Source organism: Vibrio sp. 10N.222.52.C12 (assembly GCF_041474215.1).
Taxonomy (GTDB): Bacteria; Pseudomonadota; Gammaproteobacteria; order Enterobacterales; family Vibrionaceae; genus Vibrio; species Vibrio crassostreae_C.
The window spans coordinates 43,668-65,257 of record NZ_JBFRTR010000028.1; the positions used below are offsets into that span (position 1 = coordinate 43,668).

Genomic DNA, 21,590 nt, shown 5'->3' on the forward strand with positions numbered 1-21,590 from the left:
ATTTCCCCATGGCATTGAGGCATAGTTGGTTTTATGAAATTTTGAGTGGCATTCACTAAAGAATAGTTAACATAATCGAGTTAACGAGCCTCATCCCGTATTTAGGAGAAATTAAATGTTTGTAGTTATTTTTGGTCGCCCTGCTTGCCCATTCTGTGTTCGTGCAAAAGAGCATGCTGAAACTCTTAAAGCTAAACGCGATGACTTCAACTACCGTTACGTTGACATCCACGCTGAAGGTATCAGCAAAGCTGATCTAGAGAAGACTGTTGGTAAACCTGTCGATACAGTTCCACAAATCTTCATCGACCAAGACCACATCGGCGGCTGCACAGAATTTGAAGCATACGCAAAAGAAAACCTAGGTCTTTTCGACTAAGCTAGGATTTCTCAAACGAGAATCAGGGCTAAAGCCTTAAACAGCTGACCCATTTAGGCGTTAGACTGTACGATTTATAGAAAGCCCGCTCACTGTAGCGGGCTTTTTTATGACCAGTTTTCATACGGAATAAGAATAAGGTCAAAATCAAGTAAATTAACAAAATATTGCTTATAATTTATTTATATTTAGATACAATTCACCTCTCAAACTTACCCTGTGTTCCACGCCAATTATTGAGCGACCACCGTGAATATCGACGTTGTTTTTCTGTTAGAACAAAACCCCATTCTCCTCATCTTTGTTGTTTTATCGATTGGATTAGCCATTGGTAAAATTCGTTTCGGTAGCCTCCAACTTGGTAATTCAATCGGTGTTTTGATTACTTCCCTTATCATGGGACATCTTGGCTTTTCTTTTAACGCAGATGCGCTCACCATTGGTTTCATGCTGTTCATCTACTGTGTTGGCATTGAAGCTGGACCAAACTTCTTCGGTATCTTCTTCAGAGACGGTAAGCACTACCTCATTCTGAGCCTTGTGGTACTTTCTACCGCAATTGCCCTAACCTATTTCAGTAGTCATTACCTTGGCCTAGGCTTTGGTTTATCTGCAGGCATGATGGCAGGTGCCTTAACAGCAACGCCGATATTGGTAGGTGCTCAAGATGCTCTGAATTCTGGGCTTGCAGAATTACCAAGAAACATGGACTTGAGCCTGATTATCGAAAACCTTTCAGTCGGTTACGCGATGGCTTACTTGGTTGGCTTAATCAGTATGATTATGTTTGCTCGCTTGATTCCAAAACTTCAAAAAGTGAACCTACACGACTCGGCAGAGCAAATCGCCCAAGAACGTGGGTTAGGCGCTTCAGGTCAGCGTAAGGTTTACTTGCCCATTATTCGTGCTTATCGAGTGGGACCAGAGCTCATCTCTTGGACTGACGGTAAGAATCTGCGTGAACTGGGCATCTATCGCCAAACAGGCTGTTACATCGAGCGTATTCGACGTAATGGTATTCTTGCCCATCCAGATGGTGATGCAATTCTGCAAGAAGGCGATGAGATCGCATTGGTTGGTTTCCCAGATAGCCACGCTCGTCTAGACCCAAGCTTCCGTAACGGTAAAGAAGTTTTCGACCGTAACCTTCTCGATCTGCGTATCGTGGAAGAAGAGATCGTCGTTAAGAGTGACAGTATCGCAGGTAAGCGCCTATCAGACTTAAACCTGTCTGAATACGGCTGTTTCCTTAACCGCGTAGTACGTGCTCAGATTGAAATGCCGATGGACTTAAACATCGTGCTTTCTAAAGGTGACGTCCTACAGGTGAGTGGTGAAAAGAGTCGAGTGCACGGCCTAGCTGAGAAAATTGGTTTCATCTCAATCCACAGCCAAATGGCGGATTTGATGGCCTTCTGTAGCTTCTTCATTTTGGGTATTTTGTTTGGTTTGATCACCATGACATTCGGTCAGGTATCGTTTGGGCTAGGTAACGCGGTTGGCCTGCTTCTATCGGGCATCATGCTTGGTTTCCTACGAGCGAACCACCCTACTTTCGGTTATGTGCCTCAAGGTGCTCTGAACATGGTCAAAGACCTCGGTTTGATGTTCTTTATGGTCGGTATCGGCTTGAGCGCCGGTGGTAAGATATTTGAGCACTTAACCCAAGTTGGCCCACAGGTAATAGGTATTGCCCTAGTAGTGAGTGTGCTGCCAGTATTCTTCGCTTACTTGGTTGGCGCTTACGTATTGAAGATGAACCGAGCTTTGTTGTTCGGTGCAATCATTGGCGCGCGAACTTGCGCTCCAGCGATGGACATCGTAAATGACCACGCTCGCTCAACGATTCCGGCTCTGGGTTATGCGGGTACTTATGCGATAGCCAATATATTGATGACCTTAGCAGGTACTTTCATCATCATAATTAGCTAGCATCTGCTGCATTAAAAGCAGCCAAGCTTAGATATTTCGAATGCACTAATTCACTTTGGGTTAGTGCATTTTTTATAACCTGTTTTAAGCGGTTCAAGCCTTCTTCCCCACTCCTGCTCTTAACTCTCTTCATCCCTTATTTCTACTCTTGTCCCCCTTCGAATCGCGGTAGCCGTATCCGCTCTTAAATCTCTTCGCATCCCGCCACTCGAATCCCATATCTGCTCTTAATCTCTTGAACCAAATAGCAGACAAAAAAATAGGCGCTCAATGAGCGCCTATTTCGTTTAGATTCGATAACTTGAATTAGATGTCAGCTACATCAAATTCAACAGCTGGGTTAACGTCAGCTTCGTAATCAACACCTTCAACACCGAAACCAAATAGCTTCAAGAACTCTTCTTTGTACTCTACGTAGTCAGTCAGTTCTTTTAGGTTCTCAGTTGTGATTTGAGGCCATAGGTTACGACAGTGATCTTGAATGTCTTCGCGAAGCTCAAGGTCATCTAGACGTAGACGGTTCACTTCATCCACTTCTGGCGCGCTGCCGTCTTCTTTGTATAGACGTTGGCTGAACATACGGAAGATCTGTTCCATACAACCTTCGTGAATACCTTCTTCACGCATCTTCTTGAACACCATAGCGATGTAAAGAGGCATTACAGGGATTGCAGAACTTGCTTGAGTCACTACAGACTTAAGAACAGCAACGTTTGCAGTACCGCCAGTTTGGCCTAGCTTCTCGTTCAGCGCTGTCGCTGCACGGTCTAGATCCATCTTAGCTTTACCTAGTGCGCCATCCCAGTAGATTGGCCACGTTAGTTCAGTACCGATGTAGCTGTAAGCAACCGTCTTACAACCGTCCGCTAGAACACCAGCTTCAGAAAGAGCATTGATCCAAAGTTCCCAATCTTCACCGCCCATTACAGTAACAGTGTCTTTGATCTCTTCTTCAGTTGCAGGCTCTACGCTTGCTTCGATGATTGTGTCTTTGTTCGTATCAACCGCAGTTGACGTGTACGTTTCACCGATAGGCTTTAGAGATGAACGAATTACTTCGCCAGTCTCTGGCATTTTACGCACTGGAGACGCCAGTGAGTATACAACCATATCGATTTGGCCTAGATCTTCTTTGATCAGGTCAATTGTTTTCTGTTTCGCTTCGTTAGAGAAAGCATCACCGTTCAGGCTTTTTGAATACAGGCCTTCTTCTTTAGCTAGCTTGTCGAACGCTGCTGAGTTGTAGAAACCAGCTGTGCCCGGCTTTTTCTCAGTACCGGCTTTCTCGAAGAAAACACCGATAGTTGAAGCGCCGCCACCAAATGCAGCCGCAATACGTGAAGACAAGCCGTAGCCACTTGAAGAGCCAACAACTAGTACACGTTTAGGTGCGTTTGCGATTGGGCCTTGAGCTTTTGTGTAAGCAATTTGTTCTTTTACATTAGCTTCACAACCGACTGGATGTGTTGTAGTACAGATGAATCCGCGAATTCGAGGTTTGATGATCATATTCAACTTCCTTAAAAAATCAGGTTAAGGATAAAAGTTTCGTACGCAAATGGCATCTAATTTCTGTAAAAATGTGGTGAAAATGCAAGTGGTTGGAGCACTCAGTGAATATTTGCTGACTAAGTCACCATTTGTTAACGCCTCTATTGCAACTTCTACGACAAAAACAAAAAAGGCACCTAATAAGGTGCCTTTTGTCATTTCTTTATCTAAGCAACGCTATTTAGCTTAGGTTTTAACTCTTTTCGCGTCAAAGTTTCACTGTAATCATGACTGAAGTGGTCAACTTGAATCGCTGCGTAGCGAAGTTTGTCTGCTGCAATGATTTGGTCAACTTCGTCTTGAGTAAGAACATCTGCCGCCAGTGCTTGAGCAAGTTTATCTTGCAATAGACCTTTACGAGCCACTTTGCCCTCTTTCACTGCTTTGAAGATCTTACGTTCGAGAGGCTTGATGCTGTACATCGCATTGAACGCATTCTCCATTAGGCCAACACTATCCTCTTCTTCTTTGCCTATGTAGCAAAGGTGAGTTAGACGTTCACGGTGTGCACCCGGAGTCATCAAGCTTTCTGCCAGTTGTACCGTTAGATTATCACTTGGTTTTTCAAAGTGGTTACCGACAGGGAAAACTAGACCTTTAAGTACTTTACCTACCATCTTGTTCGGGAAGTTTCTGTACGCTTCTTGTAGCGATTTAGCCGCGTTATGGAAACAGTGTTGAACCGCGTAGTGTACGTAGTCTAGGTCAGCTTGTTGACGACCTTCATCTTCATACTTCTTAAGCGCTGCAGACGCCATGTATAGGTAACTTAGACCATCACCTAGACGTGCAGAGATAAGCTCTTTACGTTTCAGTTCGCCACCTAGTGTAAGCATTGCGAAATCCGCACTCACTGCAAGCGCACGGCTCAAGCGAGTTAAGTCTTGGTAGTAAGGCTTCGTTGGACCGCTCATATCCGCTTTAATGAACTTAGAGCCTGTCAATGCCGCACCGAACGCACCAAACGTGTTCTTAGTTGCGTGAGAGATATGCTTGAACAACAAGTTATCGAAATCCTTCGCACCTTGCTTCTCATCTGGGTTTGCTGCCGCTTCCATTTCGCTTAGCACGTATGGGTGACAACGTGTCGCACCTTGACCGAAGATCATCAGGTTGCGAGTTAAGATGTTCGCACCTTCTACTGTGATAGCAACTGGAATACCTAGGTAAGGCGCAGCTAAGTAGTTCATTGGACCATCTTGAATTGCACGACCAGAGTGGATATCCATTGAATCATTCAGGATAGTACGCGCCATTTCTGTCATGTGATATTTCGCGATAGCCGTAACGATACCCGGCTTCTCTTTCATATCGAGTGAAGTAGTTGTTAGTGTACGAGTCGCTTCTAGTAGATACGTTAAGCCACCAATACGACCTAAACTCTCTGCAACTCCTTCAAACTTACCAATCGACATACCGAACTGCTTACGAACATAAGCGTATGCGCCGGTCGTTTTCGCCGTTAGGTGGCCCATCGCCGTGCCAAGTGCGGGTAATGAGATACCACGACCTGCAGACAGACATTCCACCAGCATACGCCAGCCTTTACCTGCGTAATCGGCACCACCGATTAACCATTCCATAGGAATAAATACATCGTGACCGCGTGTTGGACCATTCATAAACGCAAGACCAAGTGGGTCATGACGCTCACCAATCACAACACCTTCGTGGTCAGCCGGGATTAGCGCACAAGTGATGCCAATGTCTTCTTTGTCACCCAGTAGCTTTTCTGGATCGTGCAGTTTGAAAGCCAGACCAAGTACCGTCGCCACTGGTGCTAGTGTAATGTAGCGTTTGTTCCAGTTAAGCTTGATACCTAGCGTCTCTTTACCTTCGTGCATGCCCATGCACACAGTACCGACATCAGGGATACCACCCGCATCAGAACCCGCTTCTGGGCCTGTTAGTGCGAAACATGGGATATCTGTACCGTCAGCAAGACGAGGTAGCCAGTAGTCTTTTTGGTCTTGAGTGCCGTAGTGAGACAGCAGCTCACCAGGACCAAGAGAGTTTGGAACCATTACTGAAACCGCAGTACTGATACTGCGAGTCGCAATCTTAGTTACGATAGTTGAGTTAGCGTGTGCTGAGAATTCACGACCGCCATACTCTTTCGCAATAATTAGCGAAAAGAAACGCTCTTTGCGTAAGAAGTTCCACACCTCTTCAGGAAGGTCTCGATCTTCTTTTACAATTTGGTGGTCATCAAGCATAGCGAGCAAGGTTTCAAGCTCATTATCCATGAACGATTGCTCTTCTGCTGTCAGCTGAGGTTTTGGGTATTGGTGCAGCTTAGTGAAATCTGGTTTACCAGAAAACAGCTCTCCGTCCCACCACACGCTACCCGCTTCCATCGCTTCTTTCTCGGTGCTAGATAGTGGTGGTAGTACTTTTTTAAAGAGTTTAAAAGCTGGGTCACTTACCCATTTTTGTCTTAGAGAGCTCATAGTTCAGATCCTTTTGTTCACTATATTGGTTGTGAATGTTTCGCTTTTTATTGTTTTATTCTTCTGCTGACATGCCTGCGGCTAAATATGGAATAAGAATATCGACCACTGCCTTAGCATCTATCTTTCTGTCATAGTCATTCTCTGCAATTTCTACCAGAGCCTGACTTGATGCCATGGTGAATACACAAGTCCCTAGGGTGAAGTGTAATCGCCAAAATAACTGTTCTTGAGTGAGGTTCGGATTCGCCTTCATTACAGATGTCGTAAACAAAGAAAGTACTTCGCTGTAGCGAGTAGTAATGAACCAACGCAAGTGTCCTTGCACATCCGTATAGCCTCTGCCGATAAGTAACATGAATCGGCTTGTACCATTTGGCCTAACATCATTAAGTGCTCTTAGTGGCTGTCTCAACGACTCAAACACGTCACTCATAGAATACGTTTCGTTCAAGTTTAAGTTCACTAATGCATCTTGCAGTGCTGGCATAAATGCTTCTAAGTAACGATTGAGTACCGCACGAACCAGAGTCTTCTTATCGCCAAAGTGATAGTTCACTGAAGCTAAGTTGACATTCGCTTTACTCGTAATCGTACGTAAAGAGGTGTCATTAAAACCGTGCTCAGCAAATAAGCCTTCAGCCACATCTAAGATTTTGTCTTTGGTTGTACTTCTTGGTGCCATTTCAATCACTCGTATTAAACAACTGTTTGAAATATACGCTTAGTACATTTATTTAACAAGCAAGCAACATCACATTTTCACAAATTGGTCGTACCAGTTAATAAAACTCAGCACTAAACGATTGAATCGCTGTGTGTTTATAAAAAAAGAAAAAAATAATGAATTTTCTTGGAACTGAAATGGAAATGGAGAGTCCTAAATTAGGTAGAAAACAGCGTATTTAGAAGTTTAACAGGCCGTCAAACTTGTTCTTCTCACTGCTTTCTTAATTACTGCATTTTCCTTATTAACTCCTATACTTGTATCCGCCCAAACCACGTTGGTTTGGGCTTTTTTTTGTTTGTTGTTTAGGGTGAAACCTTACTTACCCTTCTTCACAGCTACAGCTACAGCTACAGCTACAAACTAAACAGCGCGATCGATTCTTTTTATATTGTCATTTTTTACTAAAAATCGAACTACCACGCTTGGCACATTGCTATCACTGAGATACGTATTTCAAACAACCTCCTAACCAACGTTTACCAATCTCTGCCCAAGCCGAATTCTAGCCTTGCATTTATTTTCAACACATCTACTCGAAGCTTGCCACCTGTCACAACTGGTAAATTAATCAATAGCGATAGAGACTTACAGTCGAAATAAAGCCAACAAACTTAGCAATTTCTAGCAGATGTCCTAAGCTTCGTTTAATACCCTTCTCAATTAAGTAGTTAAACGCTAGTTGGGAGGAGGCGGGAGCTTTTAAAAGTAGAAGGAGACCTACTTTGAGACTGTTTAAATTACCCATCATCTGTTGCTTAGCTATTGCAACCCCACTCTCTGCTCAGACTTTAGAACAGGCTGTTGCCATTACCTTGGCTACCAATCCTGAGATAAAAAGTATTTTTAATGAGTTTGTGAGTGTACAAAAACGAAACGATGCCGCAGGTGGTGCTTATAGGCCGAGTATCGATCTTGATGCTGGTATTGGCTATGAAGGCATAAACCCTGCGCCAAACAACGGTCCTGATACCGATCTCACACGAAAGGAAGCCACCATATCCCTCACTCAGTTGTTGTGGGATGGTTCGTCGACTCTCAATGATATTGATCGTACTGCCGCAGAAGCAGAATCGGTTCGTTTGCAATTGCTCGCGGATGCCGAAGACAAAGCGCTAGAGGTCACACAGATCTACTTAGACGCAGTCAAAGCAACTGAAGTTTTAGCCCTTTCGGAAAGTAACCTCGCTATCCACAAGAAAATCTATAAAGACATCAAAAAGCGTGCAGTCTCAGGCATAGGCTCAACCGCAGATGTATCTCAGGTAGAAGCAAGGATTGCAAAAGCTCACGGCAACTTATTAGCCGCACAGAACAACCTAATTGATACCCACACCCAATTTAGAAGAATAGTGGGTCAAGAACCGCTTGGCTTAGTCTACCCAAGAGCCGATATTTCTATGATTCCTCTGTCATTATCAGACGCGCTTGTTGATGCTCTGGACCAACACCCAGTCATCAAAGTCGCGACTGCAGATGTCGATTCAGCGCACTTCCAGTACAAACAATCAAAAGGGGTTAACTACCCGACGTTCTCTATCGAGGCATCTCAATCATGGCGAGATGATGCTGGAGGCGATGAAGGTTCGAGCCAAGAGACTTTGGCAATGTTGAGAATGCGATACAACCTCTACAACGGTGGTACCGATAGTGCTAATTCAGAAGCTGCAGCTTACCAACTCAATAAAGCAAAAGATCTAAGAGATCGTGCTTATCGACAAGTTGAAGAAGGCCTTCGCCTCTCTTGGAGTGCATTGGATCTGACGTTACAACAAAAGAACTTCTTGTCTGATCACGTGGATTCGGCGTCAGAAACCGTTATCGCTTATGAGAAACAATATCGAATCGGCAAACGTACGCTACTTGATCTGCTTAACACTGAAAACGAATTGTTTGAAGCCCGCAAAGATTACTTAGATGCGCATTACTCTGAACAGTACGCTAAATACCGTGTAATGAACGCGACAGGCTCTCTATTGAACGCTCTACTGGTCGACATTCCAGACGAGTGGACAACGGCAGTGGAGTATTAATGATGAAGAGACCTTATTTATTACTTTCCGCATTAACGATAACGCTATGTGCATGCTCTAGCCAAAATGAAGAGCCCTACATAGAAACGCCAGAAGCGGAGCAAATTTCTGACCTGCAAGACGATGATAACGATGGTGTGGTCAATGCACGAGACACCTGTCCTGGCACACCAGAGTCGTCTCTGGTAGACAACGAAGGCTGTGGAGAGACGGTTAGCTCGCAAGAAGTCAGACGGCTGAACATCCTTTTCGCCAATGACTCCTATGAAGTTAACCCTATCTTCTCAGATCAAATCACCACTATGGCTGAGTTCTTAGAAACCTACCAAAGTGCATCGATAGAGATTCAAGGTTACGCCAGTAAAGTCGGCGCGAGTGAATACAACTTAGAGTTATCAAAGAAGCGCGCTCACCACGTTGAAGATGAATTATTGTCGAATGGTATAGACCCGAGCCGAGTAAGAGTTGTCGGTTACGGTGAAAACCGCTTAGAGAGCGATGGCAACGATGCTACTTCTCATGCACTGAACCGTCGAGTAACAGCAACGGTTGTCGGGCTGAATGAGCAGATCGTCGAGGAGTGGACCATATTTACCACGCTAGAAAAATAACATGACACTGTCACTCTGGTCATCCAAAACGATCCGCAATTCATGCCGATCAAAATAATGAGTTGAATCTAGGAGTTTTAGATCATCAATAACTAACCAAACTAAAAATACTAGCAGTTAGGATCAATAAAGCCGAGATAGGAAACCCTATCACGGCTTTTTTGTTCTTTGCTGTCACATGAATCGGGGAGGATGATTCTGTGACTCGTCTTGCTACTCAGAAGTTAGCTTGTTAATCAGTGAATAGGCTCGCCGTTAAACGAGCCTACCGCTGATTATAGTTTTACTTCTTGTTGCTTTGCTGTTTTCGGTAAAGAAACGCTTAGCAGGAAGTAACCTAGAATTGCAGCTGTTGTAGATCCCATCAGGATGCCTAGTCGAGCTAGTGTGTCAAACTCTACATTCGTTGGGCCAAATGCTAGTGATGAAATAAAGATAGACATTGTAAAACCAATACCACACAGGACAGATACTGCGAAGATGTTCATAAAGTTCACACCTTCAGGGAGCTTAGCAACACCCAATTTCACCGCACCCCAGCTGAATGCAAAGATACCAAGAGGCTTACCAATCAATAGACCCATAGCGATACCAAGCGGTAGCATACCTGTTAGGCTTGAGATTGAGATACCTTCCAATGAAATACCTGCGTTTGCAAAAGCAAAGACTGGCAAGATTGCAAAAGCGACGTATGGGTGCAGAGCATGTTCTAGATGCTTCAGCGGAGAATGTTCACCTTTATTGCCTTTCAGTGGGATAGCAAAACCAATCACTACACCAGCCAGCGTTGCATGAACACCAGACTTCAATACTGCAAACCACAGAATTGCACCAACAATGAGATACACACTCAGCTTAGTTACATGCTTGTTGTTTAGCATGAACAGCACACCAGTTGCGATGAAACCAACCGTTAACGCAAGCGTTGATAGGTCGCCTGAGTAGAACAGTGCAATGATAACAACAACGCCAAGGTCATCGATAATTGCTAAAGCCAATAGGAACACCTTCAAGCTAACCGGTACACGGTTACCAAGAAGAGCCATAATACCCAATGCGAATGCGATATCAGTCGCTGCTGGGATAGCCCAACCTTGAAGCGCTTCAGGGTTACTTGAATTAAATAGCACGTAAATAAGTGCAGGAGCTAGCATACCACCCACAGCTGCGATAGCTGGGAAGATTGCTGTCTCTTTAGACTTTAATGCGCCTTCTAAAAGTTCGCGCTTAACTTCTAAGCCGATTAGAAGGAAGAAGACAGCCATTAAGCCATCGTTAATCCAGTGAGACACAGACATACCAAGAACGTAACTGTGAAGTACACCTTGGTACATTTCGTTCAGTGGTGAGTTTGCTACAAACATTGCGATCGCCGCAGCGATGACTAGTATGATGCCGCCAGCAGATTCCATTTTAAAGAAGTCACGGATGACGTCGGTCATGATTTCGCCCTTATATTTATTATTTAAATAAACGAATAACAAAGAATAACCACGAGTTTATATCCAAGTTTAATTGATAGATAATCACTTCTTCGGATGTTTAACTTCGGTTTTTCCTACAAATACTAAACAATACGTCGTATATTCCATAATGTTGTTATGCACCATGAATTAAGTATAGATGAGATCATCGAACCTGTATGCACAATTCATTGGGGGACGCTAAAAGGCGCAGGCATAAAAAAAGGCTATCAAATTATAGCCTTAGGTGTTTTTTAGTAGCCAGTTAACTGCATAAAGCCTGTCGCTTCATGGCTCCCGCTCGCCTTAATCGGCCCTTCCCAATATGGTATGACAAATGGAAGCCACATATCCCTGCGTATAATACGCGTTGTGAGGTTGATATCATGCTTAGGGACGTTAATGATCCACTGCAAAGGCATCCGTCTTCCATTCATCAACGTTGTATTTTGCAATGGTTGAATGGAAATGTCGGATTCCGTTAATTGGTAAACTTTGCCTGAGCGCGTTGCTAATGTCCCGAATATGTAAGGCAACTGTTGGTTATGACGATAGCGGTTAATGCTCAGCGCTGTGCCGTCATCGAGGTTAAATACAAACCAATCCCAACCTTGTTGGCCCACTCCAAGTAAGCCACTGCCCCACTCTTTATGTACCCACGCAGTTCCTTCCACTTCCTTGGTAACGCCGTCTAGGTTCAACACACCGCTCAACGATAAAAATGGAGCGCTGAAGTTATAAGACGCGACAGGTAATAAGTCGTGCTTTTTCTGATAACCGTTATCGCCGTTGAGCACATAGGGCCCTTTTGCAATGGTGTCGAGTTCTAGTCCAAACGTATCAGTTTGCACTTGAAGGCGCCCGGGGAATGGGGTGTTGCCGAGTGCACGCCAGTTCCAGTTATCAATCCAAAGTCTGAATGGACGATTAGTCATTCCCGCTTGGCCAATACCGCCACGAGCCATGCGCTGTTCTTTCCATACTTTGGACTTAGAAGAGACCACCACATTTGAGATATAGACTTGAGGGCTTTGCCACCCCGGTGTTTCACGTTCGTCCGTTGCGATACGAAAAAAACTCCACTGAACCGAATAGTCTTTACCATCATCACCTTTCAAAGATGCAAAGTAATGCCACCACTCGTGCTGAAACTCTGGGTGGAACTTAAAATCTTGTGGTAGCGAAACATTACGGTCTGGCAAAACAGGTTCGAACACATTGAAGTGTTCATTAACCAATATTGAGTTAACTTCATTCACGCCCTTTTCACCAGGATCGATGAAATAGGAGTAATAACCCCAAACACTTAAAAAGATGCCGAAGAAACTGATTAATAGCAGAGAAGACAGAATTCGTTGTCTTAACTTAGTTGAAGTATTCCGTAAAAACATACTAAAGCGCATCCCTCAGTGACTTCATCGGAGTGTTCCGAATCATTCTCATCACTGGTAAAGCACCAGCTAGCATCAATGCTGCCATGGCCCATGCAAATGTCTGCAAATAGTCCCAAGGAATCACTTGTAACTCGAGTGACCACCCAAAAGACTGCTTTATCACGATATCAACAATTAGGCTCGCTAACGCCAATCCGAGCGGAATCGCAATTAAGGAGGAAATAAGCCCAAACACAAACAACTGCAAACTACCTGTCAGGATCAGCTCTTTCGCCGAGACACCCAAACAGCGCTGCAAGGAAATATGCCTTTGGCGAGACACTTCTCCCGCAACCGTCGCAAAGAAAATACCGAAGACGGCGATAACCAAGGTGATGTTACCTAATGTATCTGCAATCGCGAACGTCCTATCGAACACCCGCATTGCTTGACTGTGAATATTGTTGTTATCGAAAACGCGCTCGGAGCCAAGCCTGAATACGCTTTCTAATCGGCTGCGAAGCCCTAATGAATTCACATCGTCTTTGAGTATTACGCCAAGGCCGACATTTCCCCGCCCTGCAAACCCATACAGCCAATTTCGATGCGACATCATGACTTGATGGTAAGGGTTACCGTAATCGTAATAGACACCGACAACCTGCCAACCAGAGCCGAGACTGTCATAGAGGTCGATGTAGTCGCCAGGGCGAATCCCCAGCTTGAGAGACATCGATTCACTGATCAACACACCTTTAGAGTGATGTAAGTGAAACCAGTAATTCGGAATACCTAATTTGATCGTCAGCGCTTCTAGCTCACCTTCAGAAGGCCCCGTACTGACCACCTGAATACTACCGACTGGAGACGCCACATCTTTCTCCCAACGCCACCAAACCGAATCCACTTCAGGTTGGTCAGATAACCAATTACTCATACGAGCAGCGGCATTGTTGGTTGGGTAGATATACAGATCGGCAGCCAAACGCTGTGTTAGCCATTTATCAGTGGTATCTCTAAAGCTACCGACCATGGTTTCTACACCAATATTGGCAGTTAAGGCTAACATAAACGCCATCGTCGCCACGCCACGGTAGCTCATACTGGAAGCTGCATCAGCAAAGAACCAGCGAGCACGAACCCAGCGCAACGAATAAGAGAGGCTGTTAAATAACTTCCACATTAAAAACGGGGTAAATAGCGCCACACTGATCAGCATTAGCGCGATAATCGCAAAACCCGTTTCTTGAGTCTGAGGGGCTTGATACACAGCAACAGCAGCAACCAAGAAGCCACAGCCAATCAACGCTTGCCAAGTGAACTCGGTACCCGCAAAACGCATCAAAGACAAACGAGAAGACAGACGAATCGGTTGAGACTTAAGTAAACGAACCAGTGGCCACGCACACGCTAAGAAAGCACCAATCAATGCCATCAGTAAGCTGTAACCACTCCAACGCCAATTCCAGTCGATCGTTAAGCCGACGTTAGCGTCGTATAAATCGCCCAAGCTTGAAGATACGGCAGGTAACAATTGGTTTGCTAGCATCACGCCAAATACATTGCCGCAGATCCAGCTCAGTAAAACCAATAGCAGTAACTCTAAACAGAGCGCTTTAGTCAGTTGCCAACCAGACACACCCGTTTGTCTTAAAATCCCGACTAACGGTTGACGCTGAATAAAAGAAAGCGACATCGCTTGATAGAAAATAAATAAACCAACCACAAACGACAGCATACCCATCGCTTTTAGGTTTAAGTGGAACGCACTGGTCAGCGACTCAAGCTCTGCCTTAGAGCTACGAGAGATCGTCAAACCATTAGGTAACATATTTTTAAGACGTTCAAACTTCTCAGTGGGCATGTCTGAACAAGCAATCACTGAAAGCCCAGCACTGCGTTTAAGCATTCGGAGCAAGGAGATATCCGCAATCAACCTTGTACCATTAATCATATTATTTTGATCAACAACCACAGGACCAAGTTCAGAACCATCCATCAAAGGGATGTAATCGCCGTTGTGCCATTCCATGTGTTCAGCAAGATCATCACTGACAAGGATTGGATATGGTGGCTTCATGAGATTCAAAGCGGTGAGATCTTTTAACGCTATACCAGGTTGTAGCTGAAGCATAGAAACAGGATCTATACCGACAACCATGAAGTTTGCGCCATTTTCATCAGTGATACGATGGTGATCAAGAGGAGAACACTGCTGAAAACCTTCACGGCGAAGTTGGATATAAAAGCCTTGCGGGATTTTATTGGCGTTGTGTTTTGGTCGAATACGGTAAGGAAGAGGATTCGAAAAGAGTTTTTCGCCATGCGCATAGCTTTGCTTGGCGTGTTGGTTGATAGCAGTAACACCAACCAAAAGTGATACGCCGAGGGTTAAACCAAGCCATACCAAAATAATCTGCAGTGGGTAACGTCGATAGTGACCGAGTAGTGCCTTAACTACGGGCCATAACATGCAGTTGCCCTCCTTGCAGACGGATCCTACCATCCATATGCAGAGCTACTTTTTCACTGTGTGTTACCAACAGCAACGTACATTCTAATTGACGAGCCAAAGAGGTCAGCAAACGCATTACCGCTTCTGCATTACGCTCATCTAAACTACCGGTCGGCTCATCGGCCAGCAATATTTTTGGTTCCATATACAGCGCACGCGCAATGGCCGCACGTTGTTGTTGGCCACCAGACGCTTCTTCAGGGTAACGGCCAAGTAAAGGCATAAGATCTAAAGCAGAGAGAATCTGTCTCCAGAGACCTTTGTCTTCAGGTAAGCCTTTTAACTGGCGGCAAAAACGGATGTTATCGGCAATATTTAACGTTGGCAGTAAGTTGAATTGCTGAAAAATATGGCCAATGTTGTTTCTGCGATAAGCGGTGCGGTCACGCTCGGTTGAGTCGTGCATATTGAAGTGAGGAAAAGCGATTTCACCTGAGTCCGCTAGGTCTAAGCCCGCGATAAGATTCAGTAAAGTACTTTTACCTGAACCGCTTTCTCCCATTAATGCCAGCTGGTCACCTTGGTTTAATGTTAATTCAGCACCTTGCAAAACAGGGTGAAACTCCCCCCCATCGACATAGCCTTTACATAGGTCTGACAGCTTTAACATTAAACAGCTCGCATTAGTTAGAATTTGGAAGGAGAATCTACACTAATTCCCTGTTAGGAGGAAGTATTTTGAAAGATAGATCACACGCCAACGATAAAGTGATGCGATTGGTGCGCCCTACTTCAACTTCCTATCAAGTTTTTAATCCATTTTCTTGTTTTCATGCGATAGAGCGACCCGCCCCACTTGAGGACTTCTTCCGTTAGGAAAAGCAGATATACCCACTCAGGTGGAAACTTAAAATAGATAGCCGCGATGGCTGCCAATGGGATACCGATCACCCACTGAGCAATCAAATCTTGATAGAGGCAGAACTTCACATCACCACCCGCTCTCAACACCCCAACGATCACAGTCAATGGCACCGAGCGAATGACAATACCCACACAGAGGATCAGAATGAACTTCTCTGAGAGGGCTCTGGTTTCTTCCGTCAGCGCGCTAAAGGCATTAAGTATTGGCGTTTGAACGAAATAGAGAAAAACGGCTACAACAATACTAGTTAAGAAACACAAAATTGTTAAGCCAAGCGCTTGATAGTAAACCGCTTCATTGTTTTTCGCACCAAGTTGATTACCCACCAAAACAGCTGCCGCATTCGAAAGGCCAATCAATAAACTCAATGAGATAGATTCAACCGGCGTCATGACCGATAGCGCAGCCAGACCTTGAACGCCCGATTGCCCCATGATCGCGTGGTAAGCAAACAAACCACCCGCCCATGCTAAGAAGTTAAACGTGGTCGGCAGAGACAGCTTCAAGAAGCGAACCACCTTATCAATCGAAGCTGCCGCTTTAATATCGCAAAACTTAAATGCTAATAAATGCTTAGAGAAATAGAGATAACCAAACAAAGTCGCGACTTCAATCGCGCCACTCAGTACCGTCGCAATCGCCGCACCTTTGATTCCAAGCGCAGGAAAGCCTAAGTTACCGAAGATCAGCACCCAGTTTAAGAACACGTTAGACAGGATGCCGATACCGCTGAAAAATGTACTTAGCCCGGGTTTGTGCATCGCTCTCAAACCCACAGCCATACTGCTGACACACGATACCGCTAGCATGCTAAATGACGTAATTACGATGTATTCAACGCCTAAGTTGATGACCTCTTGAGAGTCGGTCGTCACGCCCATGATTTGTGCAGGAAATGAAACGAAAAACGCGATAGTCAGTAAAGCAAACAGTGTCGACACCAGCCACGTCAGCGCAGTGCTTTCTCTCACACCTTGTCTGTTACCCGCGCCCCAATATTGAGCAGTAAGAAGAGCACCGCCCGTGGTAACACCCACCAGCATAATGGTCGTCACGAACATCGCTCGGCTCGCCACCCCCACAGCTGCGATGTCTGCTTCGCCAAGTTGGCCCAACATCAATACATCCACCAAGCCTCGGCTTGAAAACATAATGCTCTGCAAGGTGATGGGCAGTGCAATCGCAATAAGCCTGCGAACAAAATCACCTCGTGTGTGATGAATAATTGAAGAGAGCAACATAGAGAGATACCTAAACGGAACGTATTGATGAATAAAGATAAATATCGCGCTATTATATCAATGTTCGGTTTTTAACCACAGATATAAATGGAGTAACAATGAAGAAAGTACTGGTTTTAGGCGCTTCTGGATATGTTGGTTCGCAACTCCTCCCTCTCCTGCTTGAGCAAGGCTATCAAGTCACGGCAGCAGCAAGGCATATCGACTATTTAAAGGCACGGACCGAGCCTCACGAAAGCTTATCGCTTGAGTATCTTGATCTGGCCGATCAAGCTGCGACACAAGCCTTAGTCCCCGACTTTGATCTTATCTTCTTTCTCGTCCATGGCATGGCGGAAGGCCACGACTTTATCGATTATGAGCTGAACTTAGCCCGTAACTTTGTTTCTGCTCTTGGGCCAAAAAATCAACACGTCATCTACCTGAGTTCTTTACAGCCTCAGACTGGTGATTCAGAGCACCTTCAAGCGAGAAAGAAAACCGGCGAATTGCTTCGTAAAGGGCCTGTACCCGTTACCGAACTTCAAGCTGGCGTGATCATTGGCCCAGGATCTGCGGCATTCGAGATCATGCGAGATTTCGTGTACAACTTGCCGATTATGATTGCGCCAAAATGGGTTGACTCTAAAGCCAACCCGATTGCTTTGCAGAACCTGAACCACTATTTACTAAAACTCGCACAAGACACGCCTAGCGAAAGCCAAACCTTTGAGGTTGGCGGGCCGGATATTGTCTCTTACCGAAACCAATTTGCTCATATTGCTAAAACCGCCGATCGTCCACTCAAACTATGGGCGACATCGCTACTGACACCAAAGATTGCTTCATATTGGTTAGGTGTGGTGACTTCTGTACCGTCTAACATAGGTAGAGCACTACTTGCAGGCTTAAAGCACGACTTCATCGCCAGTTCGACCATCATTAGAGAAAAGTACCCTCAGAAGCTTATCTCGTTCGAAAATATGGTTGAACAAGCCATTCACGCTGAAGGAAACTTTGTCAAAAGCAATGTATGGGGCTTTGATAAAACCGCATTCAAACGCTGGCAAGCTGGGTATGGCTATTACCCGAAGAAAACAGGCGCAAGTATCACCTCAAGCGCTTCATTGGAATCGCTTTGGCATGTTGCTCAGCAAATCGGAAGCCCGAAGCAAGGTTACTTCTTTGCTAACACTTTATGGCGCACACGCGAATGGTTGGATGTTCTTTTCGGTGGCGGTGTACCGGTTCGACAAATGCCAGAAGGGCCCAACCTAAAAGTCGGTGACAAAATCGATTCATGGAAGGTCATTCGCTGTGAAGAGAATCAGTTTTTATCTCTGCTTTTCGGTATGAAAGGCCCCGGTTTAGGGCGACTCGAGATTACTGTCTCTGACCACGGTGACTCTCGCGAGCTGAATATCTCGGCTTGGTGGCATCCAAAGGGGTTTCTAGGGTTACTGTATTGGTTTGCTATGATGCCAGCCCACCTGTTTATTTTTAAAGGCATGGTGAAGGCAATTGAGAAGCAGGCTAAAGAACAGGATTAAAAGCAGATGCGGGATTCGAGTGACGAGATGCGAAAAGATTAAAAGCAAATTAGCGACACGCGCTATGAGAGACAAAAAAGAGCGGATAATTCCGCTCTTCGTATCTCTCATCTCGAATCCGCTATTAGCCGATAACGCTAATTGGGATCTCAGCCAGTTGGTTGCCTTGGTTAGCAGGGTAAACGATGTATTCACCGTGATACTTCACCGCAGACTTATAGTCCGTTACTTTGTGAAGCATGAAGCCCGCTTCCATCGCCGCTTGGATGAACTCAGCATGGTTGCCACGAACAAACCAGTTCATTGGCTTAACCATCAACTCCCCGTCGAAAGAGTCGTCACACTGTTTACCGCATAAAGCAAAAGAGTGCTCGCCATCGGTGAAGAATTGAATCTTGCCGCCAGTCGTTAGCTCGTCTTCACTCGATACGCTCCAACCCATCTCGTACATTTTGTCCATGAACGCTTCAACATCACTGTCTTTTAGCGTTTTAGGCTCTTCGCCTTCAGGGAAAAAACGTCCGTAAAACGCAGAAATACGTTTAAAGGTAAAAGTTAAATCAGAGTTGTTGCCTTTTGAGCGACCCTGTTTCTGCCAGCGAACTAAGTCAGGCACAATCACGCGATCATAAGCTTGAGATTTAATCGCTTTTGTTACCCAACGAACAAGATAAAGGTTGTTCGCGATAGGTGCGTCGATCGCTTTACCAGACTTATGCAGAGCATACAGCTCGCCCAGCGCATCGTTCACTAACTTCTGAATTTCAATATAGTATTTTGACATTATGCCTTCTTTCCTAATGTCCAATATAGTAATGCTGACAGTATTGCACATGCTGCCATCATCATAGCCATTGGCCCTGCAGTGTCACTTGGTAGCATAGCAACAATTGCCCCCACTACAGAACCAGTACCAAATCTTAATGTGCCTGCAAGCGAAGAAGCTGTGCCGGCCATATTCGGGTATCCGCTTAAAAGCAGTGCCATTGAGTTACTACCAATGGTAGACAGTGTGCCGATAAACAGCATCACGAATGGCACAATACCCCACAAACCGATATCTAACATCCAACCGACTAACAAACCTAAGCCCGCAAACAGTTGAATGGTTAAACCGACTCTGAGCATAGCGTGAGAGCCCACTTTCTTAACGATTCGACCGTTGATGCTCGTCATCAAGATCATAGCAACAATATTCAAACCGAACAGGTAACCAAACAGGTCAGGACGTACGCCATAGACATCAATGTAGACAAAAGAGCCTGCAGTTAAGAATGCAAACATCCCAGAGAACGAGAATGCACCCGAGAAAATCAAGCCCATAGCGGTCGGGTTTTTACATAAACGGGCGTAATTACGAATCGTGGTTTTAAAGCGCAATGGTTGTCGGTTTTCTGCAGGAAGCGTTTCTGGGATCTTCATCGATACCGCCAGAATTACGATCACCGCAAAAATAGCCAGAACCCAGAAAATTGAACGCCAACCGAACCACAACGCTAAGTAACCGCCAATCATCGGAGCAACCAATGGCGCAACTGTCATCACCAAAGTAACGAAAGACATGGTTCTTGCGAAATCTTCACGATCGAACATATCTCTTACCACCGCTTGGATGATAACGGCCGCCGCAGCACCAGCAAAACCTTGAGCGGTACGGATGTAAGTCAGCGCTTCAATGCCATGAGTTGTCGCACTCACCATAGAAGCGATAGCAAACAAGAACACACCAATAAGCAGTACAGGCTTGCGACCATAGCTATCCGCCAACGGGCCATGCAGCAACTGCCCCAGCGCGAAACCTGCGGTATAGGCTGTTAGCGTGATTTGTACCTCACCCGCCGTCACACCAAGATCTTTAGCAATGGTCGGCATCGCTGGCAGATACATATCAATGGCTAGCGGAGTAAGTGCACCAATCGCACCTAGAATCAAAAACAGCACTAAGCCTAATTGAGGTGTTTCTAGTTGGGAGCTTTGGCTCTGTGAGGTCGATGTTTGCATGGTTCTCCGAATGTTCAACTGATAGAGCTAGGGACTAGCGTGAGTACGCGAGTCAAAGATTGGCTGAGACTTTCCTAGTACCAGTCAACATCATCAGCCGACGCTATCCATGGTCGGCTTTACAACGAAAGGGCTATTTCCAGCAAAAGTGGTCTCTTGTTAAGAACAATTTCTTGTTAAGAGCAACTTCTAGCTAAGGACTACTTCCAGATTGAATCGACTTCTTCTTGCGTTAGGTAACGGTATTCACCTAACTCTAAAGATTCGTCCATCTCAATTTCGCCAATACGTTCACGGTGTAGTGCTTCTACCTTGTTACCAAGAGCAGCAAACATACGTTTAACTTGGTGGTATTTGCCTTCGTGAATCGTTAGCAGCACTTCACGCTCTGCACGAACTTCTAGGTGTGCAGGAAGTGTTAGGCCATCTTCGCTCTTAAGCTGGATGCCCTCTTTGAATTTTTCAACGTAATCGTCTTCAACAGGTTCAACCAACCACACACGGTACGTCTTCTCGCACTTGTGCTTTGGCGAAGTGATACGGTGAGACCACTTACCATCGTCTGTAATCAACACAAGACCTGTTGTATCAATATCTAGACGACCAGCAAAGTGCAGCTTGTCCATTTTGATTTCATCAAGTAATTCAAACGCGATACGATTTGCGCCATCTTCATGCGAACAAACAAAGCCTTCAGGCTTATAAAGCATGATGTAACGTGGGCCGTGAACATTCAGTTCATTGCCTTGCCATTCGACAACGCACTCTTCAGTTACCTTGAGTGAACCGCTTTTTTGAATGACATCATTTACTGTCACTGCCTTGGATTTTAATAAGTGTGTTGCTTCTCTTCGAGTGACGCCTAATGCATCGCACAGAAATTTATCTAAACGCATGAATACCTCAACTAATCTAAGTCG

16 protein-coding genes are annotated in these 21,590 nt (G+C 45.1%); 5 read left to right on the forward strand and 11 right to left on the reverse strand.

The genetic code is table 11. The features are described from left to right. Positions 1 to 115: 115 nt before the first annotated feature. Positions 116 to 379: a GrxA family glutaredoxin gene (locus tag AB4623_RS05875; RefSeq protein WP_009847069.1), complete on the forward strand. Its 264-nt coding sequence runs from the start codon at positions 116 to 118 to the stop codon at positions 377 to 379. Between the two features lie 249 nt (positions 380 to 628). Further along, positions 629 to 2,311 (forward strand): aspartate:alanine antiporter, encoded by a 1,683-nt coding sequence (locus AB4623_RS05880; protein WP_017060395.1) that lies wholly within the window; start codon positions 629 to 631, stop codon positions 2,309 to 2,311. Positions 2,312 to 2,617: 306 nt separating this feature from the next. On the opposite strand, the gene fabV is transcribed toward AB4623_RS05880, so the two are convergent. The 3 genes from fabV to AB4623_RS05895 form a co-directional block, all read right to left on the reverse strand. Beyond that, positions 2,618 to 3,820 (reverse strand): enoyl-ACP reductase FabV, encoded by a 1,203-nt coding sequence (gene fabV / locus AB4623_RS05885; RefSeq protein WP_017060392.1) that lies wholly within the window; start codon positions 3,818 to 3,820, stop codon positions 2,618 to 2,620. A 209-nt stretch (positions 3,821 to 4,029) separates the two neighbouring features. Continuing rightward, positions 4,030 to 6,312, reverse strand: a complete 2,283-nt coding sequence (locus tag AB4623_RS05890) for an acyl-CoA dehydrogenase (protein ID WP_017071963.1) — start codon at positions 6,310 to 6,312, stop codon at positions 4,030 to 4,032. A gap of 55 nt (positions 6,313 to 6,367) precedes the next feature. Then, the gene (locus AB4623_RS05895; RefSeq protein WP_017065403.1) at positions 6,368 to 6,997 is read right to left on the reverse strand and encodes a TetR/AcrR family transcriptional regulator; all 630 of its coding nucleotides are present in this window, start codon (positions 6,995 to 6,997) and stop codon (positions 6,368 to 6,370) included. 767 nt (positions 6,998 to 7,764) lie between these two features. On the opposite strand from AB4623_RS05895, the gene AB4623_RS05900 reads away from it, so the two are divergent. Together AB4623_RS05900 and AB4623_RS05905 are read left to right on the forward strand one after the other, a co-directional pair. Further along, positions 7,765 to 9,072, forward strand: a complete 1,308-nt coding sequence (locus AB4623_RS05900) for a TolC family outer membrane protein (RefSeq protein ID WP_102333196.1) — start codon at positions 7,765 to 7,767, stop codon at positions 9,070 to 9,072. After that, positions 9,072 to 9,683, forward strand: a complete 612-nt coding sequence (locus AB4623_RS05905) for an OmpA family protein (RefSeq protein ID WP_136978082.1) — start codon at positions 9,072 to 9,074, stop codon at positions 9,681 to 9,683. The genes AB4623_RS05900 and AB4623_RS05905 overlap by 1 nt, the downstream gene beginning before the upstream one ends. A gap of 275 nt (positions 9,684 to 9,958) precedes the next feature. On the opposite strand, the gene nhaA is transcribed toward AB4623_RS05905, so the two are convergent. The 5 genes from nhaA to AB4623_RS05930 all read right to left on the reverse strand — a co-directional run bounded on the left by nhaA (position 9,959) and on the right by AB4623_RS05930 (position 17,140). Beyond that, positions 9,959 to 11,125 (reverse strand): Na+/H+ antiporter NhaA, encoded by a 1,167-nt coding sequence (gene nhaA, locus AB4623_RS05910; RefSeq protein ID WP_010441484.1) that lies wholly within the window; start codon positions 11,123 to 11,125, stop codon positions 9,959 to 9,961. A 275-nt stretch (positions 11,126 to 11,400) separates the two neighbouring features. After that, positions 11,401 to 12,549, reverse strand: a complete 1,149-nt coding sequence (locus AB4623_RS05915) for a lipocalin-like domain-containing protein (protein ID WP_017068753.1) — start codon at positions 12,547 to 12,549, stop codon at positions 11,401 to 11,403. After that, on the reverse strand, positions 12,539 to 14,992 hold the full coding sequence (locus AB4623_RS05920) for an ABC transporter permease (RefSeq protein WP_372145952.1): 2,454 nt from the start codon (positions 14,990 to 14,992) through the stop codon (positions 12,539 to 12,541). The genes AB4623_RS05915 and AB4623_RS05920 overlap by 11 nt, the downstream gene beginning before the upstream one ends. Beyond that, a complete protein-coding gene (locus AB4623_RS05925; protein WP_017060385.1) occupies positions 14,973 to 15,644 on the reverse strand; it encodes an ABC transporter ATP-binding protein in 672 nt (223 codons plus the stop codon). Before AB4623_RS05925 ends, AB4623_RS05920 begins: the two co-directional genes overlap by 20 nt. Before the next feature lie 122 nt (positions 15,645 to 15,766). Beyond that, positions 15,767 to 17,140 (reverse strand): MATE family efflux transporter, encoded by a 1,374-nt coding sequence (locus AB4623_RS05930; protein ID WP_017060384.1) that lies wholly within the window; start codon positions 17,138 to 17,140, stop codon positions 15,767 to 15,769. Between the two features lie 98 nt (positions 17,141 to 17,238). On the opposite strand from AB4623_RS05930, the gene AB4623_RS05935 reads away from it, so the two are divergent. Next, entirely contained in the window at positions 17,239 to 18,669 is a 1,431-nt protein-coding gene (locus AB4623_RS05935) for a DUF2867 domain-containing protein (protein ID WP_017065397.1), read from the forward strand. 124 nt (positions 18,670 to 18,793) lie between these two features. On the opposite strand, the gene AB4623_RS05940 is transcribed toward AB4623_RS05935, so the two are convergent. The 3 genes from AB4623_RS05940 to rsuA form a co-directional block, all read right to left on the reverse strand. After that, on the reverse strand, positions 18,794 to 19,453 hold the full coding sequence (locus AB4623_RS05940) for a DUF2913 family protein (protein ID WP_017060382.1): 660 nt from the start codon (positions 19,451 to 19,453) through the stop codon (positions 18,794 to 18,796). Further along, positions 19,453 to 20,670, reverse strand: coding sequence for a Bcr/CflA family multidrug efflux MFS transporter (locus AB4623_RS05945; protein WP_372145954.1), 1,218 nt, complete (start codon positions 20,668 to 20,670; stop codon positions 19,453 to 19,455). The genes AB4623_RS05940 and AB4623_RS05945 overlap by 1 nt, the downstream gene beginning before the upstream one ends. A 200-nt stretch (positions 20,671 to 20,870) precedes the next feature. Continuing rightward, the gene (rsuA, locus tag AB4623_RS05950; RefSeq protein WP_017060380.1) at positions 20,871 to 21,566 is read right to left on the reverse strand and encodes a 16S rRNA pseudouridine(516) synthase RsuA; all 696 of its coding nucleotides are present in this window, start codon (positions 21,564 to 21,566) and stop codon (positions 20,871 to 20,873) included. Positions 21,567 to 21,590 lie beyond the last annotated feature (24 nt).